General features: G+C 63.1%; 16 protein-coding genes. 7 read left to right on the top strand and 9 right to left on the bottom strand.

Annotation, left to right across the window (positions count from 1 at the left end; all coding sequences use genetic code 11):
* The first annotated feature begins 74 nt into the window (after positions 1 to 74).
* The 7 genes from LB568_RS12040 (at position 75) to LB568_RS12010 (ending at position 5,666) form a co-directional block, all read left to right on the top strand.
* On the top strand, positions 75 to 833 hold the full coding sequence (locus LB568_RS12040; protein WP_140571005.1) for an SDR family oxidoreductase: 759 nt from the start codon (positions 75 to 77) through the stop codon (positions 831 to 833).
* A 119-nt stretch (positions 834 to 952) separates the two neighbouring features.
* Positions 953 to 1,339 (top strand): SET domain-containing protein, encoded by a 387-nt coding sequence (locus LB568_RS12035; protein ID WP_140571007.1) that lies wholly within the window; start codon positions 953 to 955, stop codon positions 1,337 to 1,339.
* 177 nt (positions 1,340 to 1,516) lie between these two features.
* Positions 1,517 to 1,783 carry a 30S ribosomal protein S21 gene (gene rpsU / locus LB568_RS12030; RefSeq protein WP_010911429.1) on the top strand — a complete coding sequence of 89 codons (267 nt, stop codon included), beginning with the start codon at positions 1,517 to 1,519 and terminating at the stop codon, positions 1,781 to 1,783.
* 141 nt (positions 1,784 to 1,924) lie between these two features.
* The gene (locus LB568_RS12025) at positions 1,925 to 2,767 is read left to right on the top strand and encodes a tetratricopeptide repeat protein (RefSeq protein ID WP_013893060.1); all 843 of its coding nucleotides are present in this window, start codon (positions 1,925 to 1,927) and stop codon (positions 2,765 to 2,767) included.
* A gap of 206 nt (positions 2,768 to 2,973) precedes the next feature.
* Positions 2,974 to 3,450 carry a DUF992 domain-containing protein gene (locus tag LB568_RS12020; protein ID WP_013893059.1) on the top strand — a complete coding sequence of 159 codons (477 nt, stop codon included), beginning with the start codon at positions 2,974 to 2,976 and terminating at the stop codon, positions 3,448 to 3,450.
* Positions 3,451 to 3,542: 92 nt separating this feature from the next.
* Complete coding sequence (locus LB568_RS12015) at positions 3,543 to 4,025, top strand: DUF992 domain-containing protein (RefSeq protein WP_013893058.1); 483 nt, start codon at positions 3,543 to 3,545, stop codon at positions 4,023 to 4,025.
* 201 nt (positions 4,026 to 4,226) lie between these two features.
* Positions 4,227 to 5,666, top strand: coding sequence for an MFS transporter (locus LB568_RS12010; protein ID WP_224730224.1), 1,440 nt, complete (start codon positions 4,227 to 4,229; stop codon positions 5,664 to 5,666).
* 14 nt (positions 5,667 to 5,680) lie between these two features.
* Here the strand turns inward: LB568_RS12010 and LB568_RS12005 are convergent, their stop codons facing one another.
* From LB568_RS12005 to LB568_RS11965, 9 genes are all read right to left on the bottom strand, one after another.
* Positions 5,681 to 6,373 (bottom strand): response regulator transcription factor, encoded by a 693-nt coding sequence (locus LB568_RS12005; RefSeq protein WP_140571011.1) that lies wholly within the window; start codon positions 6,371 to 6,373, stop codon positions 5,681 to 5,683.
* Positions 6,370 to 9,099, bottom strand: coding sequence for a sensor histidine kinase (locus LB568_RS12000; protein WP_224730223.1), 2,730 nt, complete (start codon positions 9,097 to 9,099; stop codon positions 6,370 to 6,372). The genes LB568_RS12005 and LB568_RS12000 overlap by 4 nt, the downstream gene beginning before the upstream one ends.
* A 55-nt stretch (positions 9,100 to 9,154) precedes the next feature.
* On the bottom strand, positions 9,155 to 9,721 hold the full coding sequence (gene kdpC / locus LB568_RS11995) for a potassium-transporting ATPase subunit KdpC (protein WP_224730222.1): 567 nt from the start codon (positions 9,719 to 9,721) through the stop codon (positions 9,155 to 9,157).
* Positions 9,722 to 9,794: 73 nt separating this feature from the next.
* On the bottom strand, positions 9,795 to 11,888 hold the full coding sequence (gene kdpB, locus LB568_RS11990; protein ID WP_224730221.1) for a potassium-transporting ATPase subunit KdpB: 2,094 nt from the start codon (positions 11,886 to 11,888) through the stop codon (positions 9,795 to 9,797).
* On the bottom strand, positions 11,885 to 12,112 hold the full coding sequence (locus tag LB568_RS11985) for a hypothetical protein (protein WP_224730220.1): 228 nt from the start codon (positions 12,110 to 12,112) through the stop codon (positions 11,885 to 11,887). The genes kdpB and LB568_RS11985 overlap by 4 nt, the downstream gene beginning before the upstream one ends.
* Positions 12,113 to 12,137: 25 nt before the next feature.
* Positions 12,138 to 13,841, bottom strand: a complete 1,704-nt coding sequence (gene kdpA / locus LB568_RS11980) for a potassium-transporting ATPase subunit KdpA (protein WP_224730219.1) — start codon at positions 13,839 to 13,841, stop codon at positions 12,138 to 12,140.
* 12 nt (positions 13,842 to 13,853) lie between these two features.
* Positions 13,854 to 13,943: a K(+)-transporting ATPase subunit F gene (locus tag LB568_RS11975; protein ID WP_023669708.1), complete on the bottom strand. Its 90-nt coding sequence runs from the start codon at positions 13,941 to 13,943 to the stop codon at positions 13,854 to 13,856.
* A gap of 473 nt (positions 13,944 to 14,416) precedes the next feature.
* Positions 14,417 to 14,722, bottom strand: coding sequence for a hypothetical protein (locus LB568_RS11970; RefSeq protein WP_224730218.1), 306 nt, complete (start codon positions 14,720 to 14,722; stop codon positions 14,417 to 14,419).
* A 300-nt stretch (positions 14,723 to 15,022) separates the two neighbouring features.
* Positions 15,023 to 15,985, bottom strand: a complete 963-nt coding sequence (locus tag LB568_RS11965; RefSeq protein ID WP_224730217.1) for a hypothetical protein — start codon at positions 15,983 to 15,985, stop codon at positions 15,023 to 15,025.
* Between the last annotated feature and the right edge of the window lie 200 nt (positions 15,986 to 16,185).

Genomic DNA, 16,185 nt, shown 5'->3' with positions numbered 1-16,185 from the left:
GGCTCCGACCAACCCCATTTGCGACCAAGCATCCGATCGCCGGCAGAACTGGCGCCAAGCAAAGGATGCAAAAAATGCTCGCACTCGCCAACAAGATCGCCATCGTCACCGGCGCCAGTTCCGGCATTGGCCGCGCCACCGCAAAACTCTTTGCCGAGGAAGGCGCGAAGCTCGTCGTCGCCGCGCGGCGCCAGGCAGAGCTCGACGCGCTCGTCGCCGAAATATCGGACGCGGACGGCACCGCCGTCGCGCTTGCCGGCGACGTCAGGGACGAAGCCTATGCAAAGGCTCTTGTCGATCTGGCGTTGGAAAAGTTCGGCGGCCTCGACATCGCCTTCAACAACGCCGGCGCCGTCGGCGTGATGGCGCCCCTGCCCGACATGGTGCCGGCGGCATGGCACGAGACGATGGACATCAACCTGACAAGCGCCTTTCTCGGGGCAAAGCACCAGATACCGGCCATGCTGGAGCGGGGCGGCGGGTCGCTGATCTTTACCTCGAGCTTTGTCGGCTACACTGCCGGCATGCCGGGCATGGCCGCCTATGCCGCTGCCAAGGCCGGCCTGATCGGCCTGACGCAGGTGCTGGCCGCCGAGTATGGGCCAAGGGGGCTACGCGTCAACGCGCTGCTGCCCGGCGGCACCGACACACCCGGCGCGACGACCACCACGCCGCAGGCACGCGCCTTCGTCGAAGGCATCCATGCCTTGAAGCGTATGGCGCAGCCGGAGGAGATTGCCCGCTCGGCGCTTTATCTCGCCTCCGATGCCTCGAGCTTCACCACGGGAACCGCGCTGTTTGCCGATGGCGGCGTCTCGATCAACCGGACGTGAACCCGGCGAACAGGCCCGTTCGTCCAAGTGACGCAGACCGCCGGTCTTGCTTTTTCGGCGCGATTTGGCGATTCCGTTTTGTCGAAACCGGTCTTCTTGCCGAAACAGGTCCTGAAACCATGATGCTGATCCGAACCTATGTGGCCGCGAGCGCGATCGAGGGCGTCGGCATGTTCGCCGCCGAGCCGATCCGCAAGGGCGCCTCGATCTGGCGCCTCGATCCTGATTTCGATCGGCTGATCCCGATGGACAGATACGAGGCAGCGCCGCCACCGCTGAAGGAATTGCTCGATCGTTATGCCTATCCGAGCCCGGACCGGCCGGGTTTCATGGTCTATGAAGTCGACAATGGTCGCTTCATGAACCATTCGGCGACGCCGAATACGGATTTCTCGCAATATGGCGGCGCGACGGCGACCCGCGATATCGCCGTCGGCGAAGAGATCACCTGCGACTACGGCGAGTTCTTCGAGGATTTCGAGCGGCTGCATCTGGCCACGGCGTAGCTGATGGCCTATCTACCAGGCAACCGTGGCAATTTGGCCGTTGTCCTTCATTTCGACTGTGGACAGCGCGGCTTGATTCTGCTATCAGCCGCCACAATTCGTGGTGTCGAGCGCCGCGGAGGCTAGTGGCTATGGCTGCTTGCCTGTTGATATCAAACCCGAAAGACAGGATTGCCCGTGCAGGTACTCGTCCGCGACAACAACGTTGATCAGGCGCTTCGCGCGCTCAAGAAGAAGATGCAGCGCGAAGGCATTTTCCGCGAAATGAAGATGCGCGGTCACTACGAGAAGCCTTCCGAGAAGCGCGCCCGTGAAAAGGCCGAGGCCGTTCGCCGCGCCCGCAAGCTGGCCCGCAAGCGCGCACAGCGCGAAGGGCTGCTGCCGATGACGCCGCGTCCGGTGGCTGCCGGCGGTGCTGCCGGTGCAGCGCGTCCGCCGCGCTGATTAACGCCAATATTTCGTCCTTTTCGAAGGATACCAAGGTGGCGCGATGTGGAATCGCCGCCACCTTTTTATTTTGATGTGACCGGCCCGGAGGGGGGATCCGGGCCTGAATGACGCGGCGCAAGTGAGGACAGGGCAGACATGAACGCAACGAGCGTGGAGCGCGGGACCGCATTGCGTGGTTTTGCCCTGACAGCGGCCCTGCTTTCCGGACTGGTGCTTGCCGGCTGCCAGACATCGGGTCCGACCGGCGAGTTCAACAACATCGACAAGGCGCAAGGGTCGAGCGAGAACATCTCCTCGCTGTCGGCGGTGATCCAGCGCAATCCCCAGGATCCCGAAGGCTACAATGTGCGCGGCTCGGCCTATGGCCGTGGCGGCCAATACCAGGCGGCGCTCAAGGATTTCAACCAGGCCATCCAGCTCAACCCGAATTTCTACCAGGCCTATTCGAACCGGGCGCTCATCCAGCGCTTCCTCGGCAATCAGGAAGCCGCGCTTGCGGACTACAACCGCTCGATCCAGATCAACGGCAACTATGACGCCGCCTATATCGGCCGCGGCAATCTCTACCGCAAGGCGGGCCGCACCCAGGATGCCTTCAACGACTTCCAGAAGGCGATCCAGCTCGACACCACCGATGCCCGCGCCTATCACAATCGCGGCCTGATCTATCAGAGCCAGGGCCAGCACAAATTCGCCATCGAGGATTTCTCGACTGCCATCTCGCTGGCGCCGGACGCAGCCGAACCGTACAACGGCCGTGGCCTTTCCTATCTGGCGACAGGCGACGAGGACAATGCCTTCTCCGACTTCAACATGGCCATCAAGCTTGACGGCAAGAACGCCGAGGCCTGGGCCAACCAGGCGCTGATCTACGAGCGGCGCGGCGACAAGGCGAAGGCCGCGAAATCCTACAAGGAAGCCGTCCGCCTCAACCCGACCTATCAGCCGGCCAAGGACGGCCTCGCCCGCGTCAGCTGACATCGGTTTCGCCAGATCCGCTAAACATTCCAGATCGTTAGCGTGTCCAAAAGGACACGCTGCTCTGGCTTTCGCCGGCAATCCGGCAACCGCGCGTTAACCCCCGCTGCAACCCGTCAACCCTTGCCTTGTTCGCGCCAAGTTTTCAGCGGAACGGTCTGGCCATCAAAGCCGTTACTTGGAAGCAATCGCGAAAGGACCCTCCCATGATCAAGAAACTCGCCTGCGCCGCCGCTCTCGCCATGACCGCGTTCGCTGCCGCACCGGCCAGCGCCGGCAAGCTGCAGCTCGGCACGCTCGACTGCACCATCGATGGCGGCACTGGTTATATCGTGACGTCCAACAAGGGCGTGTCCTGCGTCTTCCGGCCCCACCATCATGGACCGTCCGAGGTTTACACAGGCGTCATCTCCAAGCTTGGCGTCGATCTCGGAAAGACTCATCAGGGCCAGTTGGTCTGGGCCGTTTTTGCCGCGACACGAGACCGTGACGCGGGCGACCTCGCCGGCAGCTATTACGGCGTCAACGCCGAGGCCAGCGTCGTGACCGGCGGTGGCGCCAATCTGCTGGTTGGTGGCTTCGACAGCGCCTTCATGCTCGAGCCGCTCAGCGTCCAGGCGCAGACCGGCGTCAATCTTGCCGTCGCCGTGACGTCGCTCGAGCTGATCCACTCGCTCAAATGAATGCATGGAGCCATGGGCTCCACGACCCCTCACTTCGCGGCGCGGAACCAGATAGGATGGTTCCGCGCCGTTTCATTTTTGAGGGGAACAGAATGCCGAAGACAGCCATCGCCGCTGCCGTGATTGCAACCGCGCTTGCCGGTGCGGCACGAGCCCAGGACCGTGGCATCGAACTCGGCGCGCTTGAATGCGCCATATCAGGCGGCACCGGCTTCATTTTCGGCTCGACCAAGGATTTGAGCTGCACCTTCACCCCCTCCGACAAGACCTTCGCGCCGGAAGCTTATTTCGGCGCCGTCAACAAATACGGCCTCGACATCGGCACGACGAAGCAAGCGGTGATGCGATGGTTGGTGCTGACGCCGCTGAAGAACATCTACGCGCCGGGTGCGCTGGCGGGCGACTATATTGGCGCCAGTGCCGAGGTGACGGCGGCCGTCGGCGCCGGCGCCAATCTGCTGGTTGGCGGTTCGTCGCAGGCCTTCACCCTCCAGCCGCTCAGCCTGCAGACCCAGACCGGCATCAATCTGGCCATCGGCGTCAGCCAGTTCCAGCTGCGCAGCACCGAGAATTGAACCGCCGGCCGCCGGCCGCAAACATCTCGAAAATTTCGCTTGAGCTCAATCGCGGTTGAGGTTTTACAAGCCTGCCCGACCGGAACAGCGCCCCGGTCTGACGCGCGATCCGGCGTTGCCGACACGCATGGTCCTGCCGGAAACCCTTTCTGGCTTCTGGTGCCCAGCGCCGTCATCGAGCTATGCAAGGCCGGGGTAGAGATGACTGAAATCGGTATAAACAGGGTCGACTGGCGCGCATTGTGGGCGAGCGGCGACCTGGCGCGCTTCTGCTTCATCAGCCTCGGCATCCTGCTGCACGCGACCAATGAGACGATGGTGGCGACCGTCATGCCCGCCATGGTCGGTGAACTGGCCGGCGTGCAGCTCGTCGGCTGGTCGCTGGCGATCTACGAGCTCGGCGCCATCGTCGCCGGTGCCGCGGCCGGACGGCTGGTGAGTTATGTGGCGCTGCGCACCAACATGGGGGTCGCCGCCCTGCTCTACGCGGCCGGAGCATTGATCTGCGCCACCTCGCCTTCCATGCAGCTGTTCCTCGCCGGCCGCCTGATCGAGGGGCTTGGCGGCGGCGCGCTGGTGTCGCTGGCCTTCGTCTCGGTCGAGCGGTTGTTTTCGCGTGCCATCTGGCCGCAGCTTTTCGGCATCATGTCCGCGATCTGGGGCGTCGCGGCCTTCAGCGGCCCGTTGCTCGGCGCGATCATGACCGAGCTTCTCTCATGGCGCTGGGCATTCGGCGTCTTCACCGTCGGCGGCACGGCCATGGCGTTGGCAAGCTTCATCGTGCTCGACACGCCCGAGGCGACGAGACCCACCACGAGCAAGGGCAAGGCGCCGCCCTTCCCGTTCGCCGCCCTCGCCTGCCTTGCCGTGGCCGTGGTGCTGATCGCCTCTGCCGGCGTCGACATCGCCTTGCTGCGCTCTTCGCTGCTGATCGCCCTCGGTCTCGGCGGCCTGGCGCTGTTCTTCTGCATCGACGCGCTGAAGCCGCGGTCCCGGCTGTTCCCGGCGCGGCTGTTCTCGTGGCGCACGCCGGTAGGCGCCGGCATGACCATGGTCGCCGCCTTCTCGGTGGCGACCTGCTCCTTCGGCGTCTACGGGCCGCTGCTGTTGACCAGCCTGCACGACATCCCGCTGCTGACCACCGGTTATATCATCGCCGCCGAATCGATCGCCTGGTCGATCCTGTCGATCCTCGTCGCCAACGCGCCACCGCGCCGCGAGCGGCTGATCATCGTCTGCGGCGCGCTGATGATCGCCGCCGGCATCGCCGGCTTTGCCTATACGATACCGCTGGGCTCTATCCCGCTGATCCTGGTCTGCGCCCTGTTGCAGGGCGGCGGCTTCGGCATCGCCTGGCCGTTCCTGACCCGCGTCATCGTTGCCTCCGCCCCGGATGAGGAGCAGACAATTGCCTCGGCAGCGGTGCCGACCATGCAGCGCATCGGCTATGCCGTGGGTGCCGCCCTTGCCGGCATCGTCGCCAATGCCAGCGGTTTTTCGCAAGGGTTGAACCACGACGCGGCCGCCAATGTCGCGAGCTGGCTGTTCCTGGCCTTCGTGCCGCTTGGAATTCTCGGCTGCCTGGCCGCCTTGCGGGCATCATCGACCCCGAACCGACTGCAGCAGGAAGCAATCGGTTAAGTGACGGCTCTCGCCTACTCGACCTCGCGCAGGCGATAGCCGACGCCGGTCTCCGTGGTGATATAGCGTGGCTGGTCGGGGGTCTTCTCGATCTTCTGCCTGAGTTGCCGGACATAGACCCTGAGATACTGCACGTCGGTCGAATCGCCCCAGACCTGCTTCAACAGGAAATGGTGGGTCAGCACCTTGCCGGCATGCTGCACCAGCATGCGCAGGATCTCGTATTCCTTCGGCGAGAGCTTCACCTCCTTGCCCTCGACCTTGACGACGCGCTTGACCAGGTCGACGCTGAGGTCGCCGGTCTGGAAAACCGGCCTCTCGCCCTGCTGCTGGAATTTGTGGCGCAGCGCCACGCGGATGCGGGCGACCAGCTCGTTCATGCCGAACGGCTTGGTGACATAGTCGTCGGCGCCGAGTTCGAGCGCGTTAACGATGCCGGCCTCGTCGGTGCGGCTGGAGAGGATGACGACGGGAATGTCGAGGCCGTCGTCACGCCATTTGCGCAGCAGTTCATGGCCGCTCATGCCCGGCAGGCCGAGGTCGAGCAGGACGAGATCAGGCTTTTCCGTCTCCATCAATTCGATCGCCGCCTTGGCGCTCGGCGCCTCGCTGATGGCATAGCCCTGGCTGCCGAGCCCTACCCGCAGCAGCTTGCGGATCGGCGGCTCGTCATCCACGACCAGTATCCTGACGGTCGAGTTTGTCATGCCAAGTCACCCACATCGTCGGTAGTGGAGGTGTCGAGGTCGGGCGGGATCGCCGGCTTCGGCATGCTGATGGTGAAAACCGCGCCCGGACGGTCGGTTCGGTTCGCGGCTGTGATCGTGCCGCCCATCGCTTCGATGAAACCACGGCAGATCGACAGGCCGAGCCCGGTGCCGGCGCGGACCTGGTCGCGCTTGCGCACCCGGTAGAAGGTGTCGAAAATCCGTTCCACGTCTCCGGGCGGAATGCCCGGCCCTTCATCCATGACCTGCAGGATGACGGAACCATTGTCGGTCCAGCCCTGCACGCGGATCGTCGAGCCGGGTGGGGCGTATTTCGCCGCATTGTCGAGGAGATTGAACAGCGCCTGCTCGAACAGGACGGGATCGACCTTCAACATCGGCAGATCCCGGGAGATGTCGATCTCGGTCTTGTGCTCGGCGATGATCTTCCTCGCCCTCTGCAGGGCCGAGCCGACGATATCGCCGACATAGTGGAAAGCGTAGTTGGGCTCCATCGCCCCGGACTCGATCTTGGTCATGTCGAGCAGATTGGCGATGAAGCGGTTCAACCGCTCGGATTCGTCGAGCACGGTCGACAGCAGCTCCGCCCGATCCTGTTCCGGCAATGCCGGTGCGAATTCCCGCAGCGTGCCGGCCGCACCCATGATGGCGGCGAGCGGCGTTTTCAGATCATGCGAGATCGAAGTGAGCAGCGCCGAACGCAGCCTGTCCGCCTCGGCGGCGAGCTTGGCACGGTCGACGTCGGCGACCAACTGAATACGTTCGATGGCGACCGCCGCCTGGTCGGCCAGCGCGTCGAGCAGGCGCTGCTGCTCTGGCGTCAGCAGCGGACCCTGCTTGTCGTTGTCGAGGCCGACGACGCCGATCGCGGTGCGCCCTGTCCGCAGGGGCAGATAGAGGCGCTTGGCGCCGGGGAGCGTGTCGGCGCCGCGTCCTGCCGCGCGGTTGTGCTCCCAGGCCCAGCGGGCGGCGGCGATGTCGGCCTCGGCCAGCGTGTCGTCGGGCGGATAGCCGGCCTTGACGGTGATCGTTCCATCTTCCGGCAAAAGCAGCACCACGCGCAGCTTCAGCATCGAGGCGATCTGGAAGGCGGTGGCCCACAGAACGTCGTCGAGCGTGCCGGCACCGGCAAGCTTCTTGGAAAAAAGGTAGATGTCCTCCGTGGCCCGCGCCCGCGAGCGGGCGGCGACCGCCTGGCGTTGCACGCGCGCCGTCAGATTGCTGGCGATGACGGCCACGACCAGGAACACGCCGAGCGCGACGATGCTCTCCGGATCCCGGATCGTCAGCGTGTAACGCGGCTCCAGGAAGAAATAGTTGAAGGCGACGGCGCTGGCGAGACAGGCATACAGGGCCGGCCAGAGGCCGCCGGTCACCGCCGACGTCAGCACCCCGATGAGAAAGATGATCGCCAGATTGCGAACGTCGAGAAACTGATCGAGCAGGACGGCGAAGGCGAGCGAACCGGCGACAAAACCCGTGGCGCTGAGATAAGGCCAGATCTGGAACTGCCACTGCTCGTCCGCCGCCTTGACGCTTCTCGACGTCGCCTCGGTGTTGCGCTCGGTTCCCGAAATGACATGGACGCTGATGTCGCCGGCATTGCGGATGAGATCATAGGTGAGCGAACCTTCGATCAATTCGCGCCAGCGCGACCGGGTCGGCCGGCCGACCACGATGTGGGTGAAATTGTTGGCCGTCGCATGCCGCACGATGTCCTGAGCGACGTTCTGGCCGGGAATGGTCGTCACCTCGGCGCCGAGCTGTTCGGCAAGGCGCAGCAATGCCGCGAGCCGGTCCTTGTCCTCCTCGGACATGGCGGCCGAACGAGGCGTATCCACATGCAGCGCCGTCCACGGCGCGCGCAGCCGGTCGGCCAGCCGGCGCGCATAGCGAATGCGGGCCGCCCCGCCCGGACGCGCGTCGACGCAGACGAGCACCCGCTCGCCCGCGGCCCACGGCCCCGGAATGGCGTGGGCCTGCATATGGATCAGCAACTGGTCGTCGACGCGCTGCGCCGTGCGGCGCAGCGCCAGTTCCCTAAGCGCGGTCAGATTGCCCGGCGAGAAATAGTTCTCGATCGCGCGCTGGGCGGTGTTGGGGAAATAGACCTTGCCTTCCTCGAGCCGCTTGATCAGGTCGTCGGGCGTGAGGTCGATGATCTCGACGTCGTCGGCCTGGTCGATGATGGAATCGGGAACCGTCTCGCGCACCCTGACCTTGGTGATCTGGGCGACGACATCGTTCAGGCTTTCGACATGCTGGATGTTGAGCGTCGTGTAGACGTCGATGCCTTGCGTCAGGATTTCCTGGACGTCGAGATAGCGCTTGGGATGGCGGCTGCCGGGCGCGTTGGTGTGGGCGAGTTCGTCGACGAGAACCAGCGCCGGACGCCGGGCGAGGATGGCGTCTATATCCATCTCGTCGAGGATGCGGCCCTTGTAGTCGACCTTGCGGCGGGGAATGACCTCATAACCCTCGACCAGGGCCATCGTCTCCTTGCGGCCATGCGTCTCGACGACGCCGATCACCACGTCCGCGCCGTCGGCCAGGCGGGCACGGCCCGACATCAGCATTTCATAGGTCTTGCCGACACCTGGTGCCGCACCGAGGAATATCCGCAAACGACCGCGACCTTCCCGCTCGGCATGATCGAGCAGTGCGTCGGGAGAAGGTCTGGATTCGTTGCTTCGGTCGTCCGGCATCAGCTTCGATCATGGACGGCGCCAGGGGTACTGTCGATCCCCGGTCATCCCTTCGTCATTTCGCATCGTCGAGTGCGAGGTTGAGCGCCAGCACATTGACGACCGGCTCACCGAGGAAGCCGAGTTCGCGGCCATCGATGTGGCTGTCGACGAGCGCCTTGACCTTGGCCTCGTCGATGCCCCGGGCCTTCGCCACCGTGGCGACCTGGAAGTAGGCGGCCTCGGGGCTGATGGCGGGATCGAGGCCGCTGCCGGACGTCGTCACCAGGTCCATCGGGACCGGCTGGTTCGGATTCTCCGCCTTCAGCTTTTCGGCATCGCCCTTGATGCGATCGATCAGCTTCGGATTGGTCGGGCCGAGATTGCTGCCGCCGGAGGCGGTTGCGTCGTAGCCGCTGCTGCCGGCCGCCGAAGGCCGGCCATGGAAATACTTGTCGCTGGCAAAGCCTTGGCCGATCAGGCCGGAGCCGATGACCTTGCCGTCCTTTTCGATCAGGCTGCCATTGGCCTGGCGCGGGAACAGCGCCTGCGCGATGCCGGTCATGCCCAGGGGATAGATCAGGCCGGTCAGCACCGTGAAGAAGACGATCATGATGATCGCGGGTCTTATCTGGGAGAGCATGGAAATTTTCCTCAAAGCAATTCCAGGAAAAGTGTGAAGCGGTTTCCCGCAGGAATTGCGTTAAAACGAAGAGTTAAGCGAGGCCAAGGGCGGTGACGATCATGTCGATCGCCTTGATGCCGACGAAGGGGACGATGATGCCGCCGAGGCCGTAGACCAAAAGGTTGCGGCTGAGCAGCGCACCGGCGCCGATGGCACGATACTTGACGCCTTTCAGCGACAGCGGGATCAGCGCGATGATGATCAGCGCGTTGAAGATGATCGCCGACAGGATGGCGCTCTGCGGCGTCCCCAGATGCATGATGTTGAGTGCCTGCAGCGGCCCGGTCGTCTGTCCCGGCGCGACATAGAAGACGGCGAACATCGCTGGGATGATGGCGAAGTACTTGGCGACGTCGTTGGCGATCGAAAACGTCGTCAGCGAGCCGCGCGTCATCAACAGCGCCTTGCCGATCTCGACGATCTCGATCAGCTTGGTCGGATCGCTGTCGAGATCGATCATGTTGCCGGCCTCGCGGGCCGCGACGGTGCCGGTGTTCATGGCCACGCCGACATCGGCCTGGGCAAGAGCGGGCGCATCGTTGGTGCCGTCGCCGCACATGGCGACCAGCTTGCCCTTGGCCTGTTCGTCGCGGATCAGCTTCAGCTTGTCCTCGGGCGTCGCCTGGGCCAGGAAGTCGTCGACGCCGGCCTCCGCGGCGATCGCAGCGGCCGTCATCGGATTGTCGCCGGTGATCATCACCGTTCGGATGCCCATGCGGCGCAGTTCTGTGAACCGTTCGCTGATGCCGCCCTTGACGATATCCTTGAGGTGAACGACACCGAGCAGGCGCCCGTCGCGTTCCACCGCCAGCGGCGTGCCGCCGGACTTGGCGACCTCGTCGGCAATGGCCTGGAGGTCGCGGATGGAGTCACTGCTCGGGCGCACGCCATGGGCGGCCGATGCCGACTGGTTGACATGGGCGAGCACCGAATCGACGGCACCCTTGCGCACCGACGAACCGTCGATGTCGACGCCGCTCATACGTGTCTGCGCGGTGAAGGGCACGAAGGTGGCGTGCAGCGTTGCCATGTCGCGGGCGCGAATGGCGTATTTCTCCTTGGCCAGCACCACGATCGAGCGGCCTTCCGGCGTTTCGTCGGCGAGCGAGGCGAGCTGCGCCGCGTCGGCCAGTTCCTGCTCGGTGACACCCTTGACCGGCCGAAATTGCGTCGCCTGGCGATTGCCGAGCGTGATCGTACCGGTCTTGTCGAGCAGCAGCGTGTCGACGTCGCCCGCTGCCTCGACGGCGCGGCCGGACATTGCCAGCACGTTGAATCGCACCAGGCGATCCATTCCGGCGATGCCGATGGCCGACAGCAGCGCGCCGATCGTGGTCGGGATCAGAGTGACGAACAGGGCAACCAGGACGGTCACCGGGATGTAGCCGCCCGAATAGGAGGCGAAGCTCGGGATGGTGGCCGTGGCCAGCACGAAGATCAGCGTCATGCCGACCAGCAGGATGTTGAGCGCGATCTCGTTCGGCGTCTTCTGGCGCTCGGCGCCCTCGACCAGCGAGATCATGCGGTCGAGGAAAGTATGGCCCGATGCCGCCGTGATGCGCACGCGGATCCAGTCGGACAGCACCTGCGTGCCGCCGGTGACCGCAGAACGGTCGCCGCCGGATTCACGGATGACCGGCGCGGATTCGCCTGTTATCGCCGCCTCGTTCACCGAGGCGACACCTTCCACCACCTCGCCGTCCGACGGGATGATGTCGCCGGCCTCGACCAGCACGGCATCCCCGACCTTCAGGCTGGTGCCGGGCACCAGTTTGTATTTCGTGCGGTCCTCACCGGTCAGAAGCTTGGCCTGGGTTTCGGTGCGCGCCTTGCGCAGCGAATCGGCCTGCGCCTTGCCGCGGCCTTCGGCGACGGCCTCGGCGAAATTGGCGAACAGCACGGTGAACCACAGCCAGATGATGATCTGCAGCGTGAATTTGGAATCGCCGCCGCCGGTGATCAGGTCCTTGGCGAACAGGACGGTCGTCAGCGCCGAGACGACGGCGACGACGAACATGACCGGGTTCCTGATCAGGGTACGCGGGTTCAGCTTCCTGAAGGCTCCGCCGACAGCGGGCCATAGGATGCCGGCATCCATGATGCTGGCGGATTTGGACTGGCTCATTTGTTGGCTCCAGTATCGATGTTGTTGGCGGGCACCGATCGCTCGGATGCCGAAAAGGGCGGGCCATAGACCAGCAGCCAGATCACGATCATGACTGCCGCAAGGCCCAGGAATGTGGAGATGGTCGGGAAGGGAGGGGGAGTTGGCTCCCCCTCGTTTCCGGCCCGGGGCCGGCTCTTCCGTCGCATGATGTTGAACCAGGACATGATGTTGAGCCAGGACATGGTTTTGATCCAAAGCTGAGCCGTCTCAGAATGTCTGCCCATGGATCATGGCCAGGTGTTCGACGATCGGTCCGATCGCCAGTGCCGGGAAGAAGGTCAGGCCGGCGACGATCAGGATGACGCCGACCAGCAGGCCGACGAACAGCGGGCCATCTGTCGGGAAGGTGCCGGCCGAGGCCGGGACCGTCTTCTTCGCCACCAGCGAGCCGGCGATGGCGAGCGCCGGGATGATGACCAGGAAGCGGCCCATCAGCATGGTGATGCCGAGCGTGATGTTGTACCAGGGCGTGTTGCCGCTGAGGCCGCCAAAGGCCGAGCCATTGTTCGCCGCCGCCGAGGTGTAGGCGTAGAGCACCTCGGAGAAGCCGTGCGGCCCGCCATTGGCCATGGACGCGACACCCGTCGGCAGCACCACGGCGATTGCCGTGAAGATCAGCATGGCCAGCGGCAGGCACAGTATGGCCAGCATCGCCATCTTGACTTCCTTGGCCTCGATCTTCTTGCCGAGATATTCCGGCGTGCGGCCGACCATCAGGCCGGCGACGAAGACGGCGAGGACGATGAACATCATCATGCCGTAGAAACCGGCGCCGACGCCGCCGACGATGACCTCGCCGAGTTGCATGTTGACCATCGGGATCAGCCCGCCGAGCGCGGTGAAGCTGTCATGCATGGCGTTGACGGCGCCGCACGAGGCTGCCGTGGTGATGACCGCGAACAGTGCCGAGAGGGCAATGCCGAAGCGGCTCTCCTTGCCTTCCATGTTGCCGCCGTCGATGCCGAGCGCATGGACCAGCGGATTGCCGGATGCCTCCGCCCAGTAGCAGATGGCGACGCCGGCGATGAACAGCACGCCCATCGTGGCCAGGATCGCCCAGCCCTGGCGCTGGTTGCCGACCATGCGGCCGAAGACGTTGGTCAGCGCCGCACCCAGCGCGAAGATCGTCACCATCTGGATCAGGTTGGAGATGGCGTCGGGATTTTCGAACGGATGCGCGGCATTGGCATTGAAGAACCCGCCGCCATTGGTGCCGAGCATCTTGATGGCCACCTGCGAGGCGACCGGGCCGAGCGCGAGGGTCTGCTTGGCGCCTTCCAGCGTGGTGGCGTCGACGTACGGACCGAGCGTCTGCGGTATGCCGAGCCAGACATAGACCAGCGTCAGCACGATGCAGAGCGGCAGGAGGATGTAGAGCGTGCAGCGGGTCATATCGACCCAGAAATTGCCGATCGATTTTGCCGAGGCACGGGCAAAGCCGCGGATCAGCGCGACGGCGATCGAGACACCGACGGCGGCCGACATGAAGTTCTGCACGGTGAGGCCGGCCATCTGCACGAGGTAGGACATCGTGCTCTCGCCGCCATAGTTCTGCCAGTTGGTGTTGGTGACGAAGCTGGCGGCGGTGTTGAAGGCGAGGTTGGCGTCGACGGACGCCATGCCGGCCGGATTGTAGGGAAGCACACCCTGGAGCCGCTGCAGGACATAAAGCACCAGGAAGCTGGCGACGCTGAAGAACAGGATGCCCGCCGCATAGGCGGTCCAATGCTGTTCCTCGCGCTCACTGGTTCCCGAAATGCGATAGAGCCCGCGTTCGACCGGACCCAGAACCGGCGACAGGAATGTCCGGTCGCCATTGAAGACGCGGTACATGTAGCCACCGAGCGGCTTCACCAGCAAAACGACGATCCCGCAGTAGACGAGGATCTGTAGCCATCCGTTGAGAGTCATGGTCTTCGGCCTTCAGAAGCGTTCTGGACGAACGAGGGCGTATGTCAGGTAAACGAGCAGGAACAGCGTCACGCCGCCACCAAGAATGTAGTCGACAAGCATCGTTTCGTCCTCGCGTTAAAGAATGTCGCAGGCTTTGATGTAGGCGAAGGAAAGAACGAAAAACAAAATCCCTAATCCGAGAACAACGATATCCATCGCGTTTATTCCTTGCTTTCGCTTTTCTACGTTTCGCCCACTCGAAGCAGGTGGAAATACGTGATACGGCGCGCCACACCTCGATTGGTGAGGGCGTTCGACGTTTTTGCTCGAGATGGAATATGGACCCGATCGCCATAAAGGTTCGAGACGGGGCGAAGCGGAAAGAAATAGGAATTTCATAAAGGTTTTCGGGGCGGCAGCGTGGCTGGCCCCGTGGGACCGCCGGCATCAATGGCGGATCAGCGGGATAAGCAGGACGTGGCGATCACTGTCCCGTCCGGCGACAGAATGATAGCAGGCAAAAGGCGGAAGGCAGCGCCAAACACCGATGTCGGGCGGCTAGGTCCGCGACCCGACCCACGTCTCGCGGCATCCTAGAATCGATCGTTCACCGCTGTGAACCGGGCATGTGCGAATAGGAGCGATGGGTTGCGCTCGAGCCGCACGACCGTGGGAGGCTTTGCGTGAATCCTCTGGCCTTCGGCAAAGGCCAGAGCGAAAGATTTCAACGTGAAAGAGTAGGTGCGCTCCTCGTCATGTTCAACAATTCGCACCAACCACTCACCGTCGGCCTCAATCACTTCAATACGCGTTGCCAGAGGGCCTCCATAACTGGCCAGATAACCATCAACGTTGCGCTGGGGACCAGGCACTGCTTTCCTCCCGATGTGGCGAAACATGCAACTATGCCAATCAAGATATCGGGTGGACTGAAACAGACTATGACATAGCTCACACGGGTTCGGCGGGCACGGGCAATGGCATGCCAACGAGCCCCGAAAGTGAAAGCGCCGGTCGGCGCGGCATTGCCTGAAAGCCCGCGCCGACCTTGGCGGTGGGTTGGGCACCGCCGCAATCCAAAATTAGGCAATTCTAATTGATTGTAACTGTGGCCCAATGAGAGGCCTTTACCCGTCTCCTGCGAGTTCCTAAGAACTCCTCGCAATGCGTTCGGGCCAAGGAGCTTCCGGCATGGACGCTCACGGGTTCGCTGTGAAGAACCCAGCCACGGCCCCCAAGGCGAGTGCAAGCTTTCCGCTCAAAGCGCCATAGGCGGCCGCCGCGAGTGTGCCGGCAGCCGTAGCGATTACAACCGATATCGCCTGCTCCGAGTAAATGCGCAGCGTTCGCGGTCGCTCTTCATTCATAAAAATCTTCGCATTGCTCACAAAGGCCTTATGCAGCTGCATTATGGCCACCATGATGGCAAGAAGGATCGCCAGAAATGCAACGCGCCTGCCGAATGTTAGCTCTGGCAGGGCGGCGATCGAAACAAGCAGTATCAATCCATTGACGTTCAGCCCAAATTTTTTGATTGAGGTGATCGTTCTCGTTAGGCCGCGGTCAACCACAGACTTCAGAAAATCGGCCTCACCGCGCACCCAAGATTCCTGACCGCCCTGAACAAGAATCGCGCTTTCACCTTTTGAATCCAATTCCACCACGGCCATGCGATTTAGATTGGGAGTTTCCTTTTCTTGGATGTTCATGCGCAGATAGTCGATTGTCGGAAGATTTTTGCTGGCCTCAATGAACTGCTCGACGGGCATAGTTCGTCGGGTTTTCCTGTCGTTGAATGTTATGAACAGCTGACCGACTTTGAAGTCTTTGCGAATGGCTGCCACCAGTTCCTGGAAATCGGACCGGAATAAGCGAATGGCACCGAGAGACCTGTTCTCGGTGTGAAGCGTTTCCGTAAGCTCATTTGCAGTTTCGCCAATGCTGACCGAGTCATGCGGATGAAGGAGAAATGTTCCCGCTGTGCCAAGATCGGACTCCCAGTCGCCAACAATTGATCCTTTTGAATTCAGTTCCCCGTTCGCCCGGATCGGGGCCGTCTTGACGTTTGGTTCGGCCTGTATGGGCTTTGCCGTGAAGCGGAAGGCCGATCCATCAAAGCTTCCATCGCCCTCGTAGAGCGCCAAGCCGAACAACTGGTCCATCACGCGGAGCCGTATATTGAAGTTGGCGTCATCGCCCTTCAACTCACAGTAGACGTTACCTGTATTGGTTCCGAATAGGGCCCCCGCCCACCGCTTCGATAATCCTGGCATCTCACCACCCAACTCCAATTCCCGTTCTGACGATAGCTAAATTATCAACGTGGCGTAAGCGAATCTTAGGGCACCCAGTTGGGGCGCAC

Origin of the sequence: Mesorhizobium sp. B263B2A (genome assembly GCF_020165775.1) — a bacterium.
GTDB classification, from domain to species: domain Bacteria; phylum Pseudomonadota; class Alphaproteobacteria; order Rhizobiales; family Rhizobiaceae; genus Mesorhizobium; species Mesorhizobium opportunistum.
This window is presented reverse-complemented; position numbering and strand designations above follow the sequence as displayed.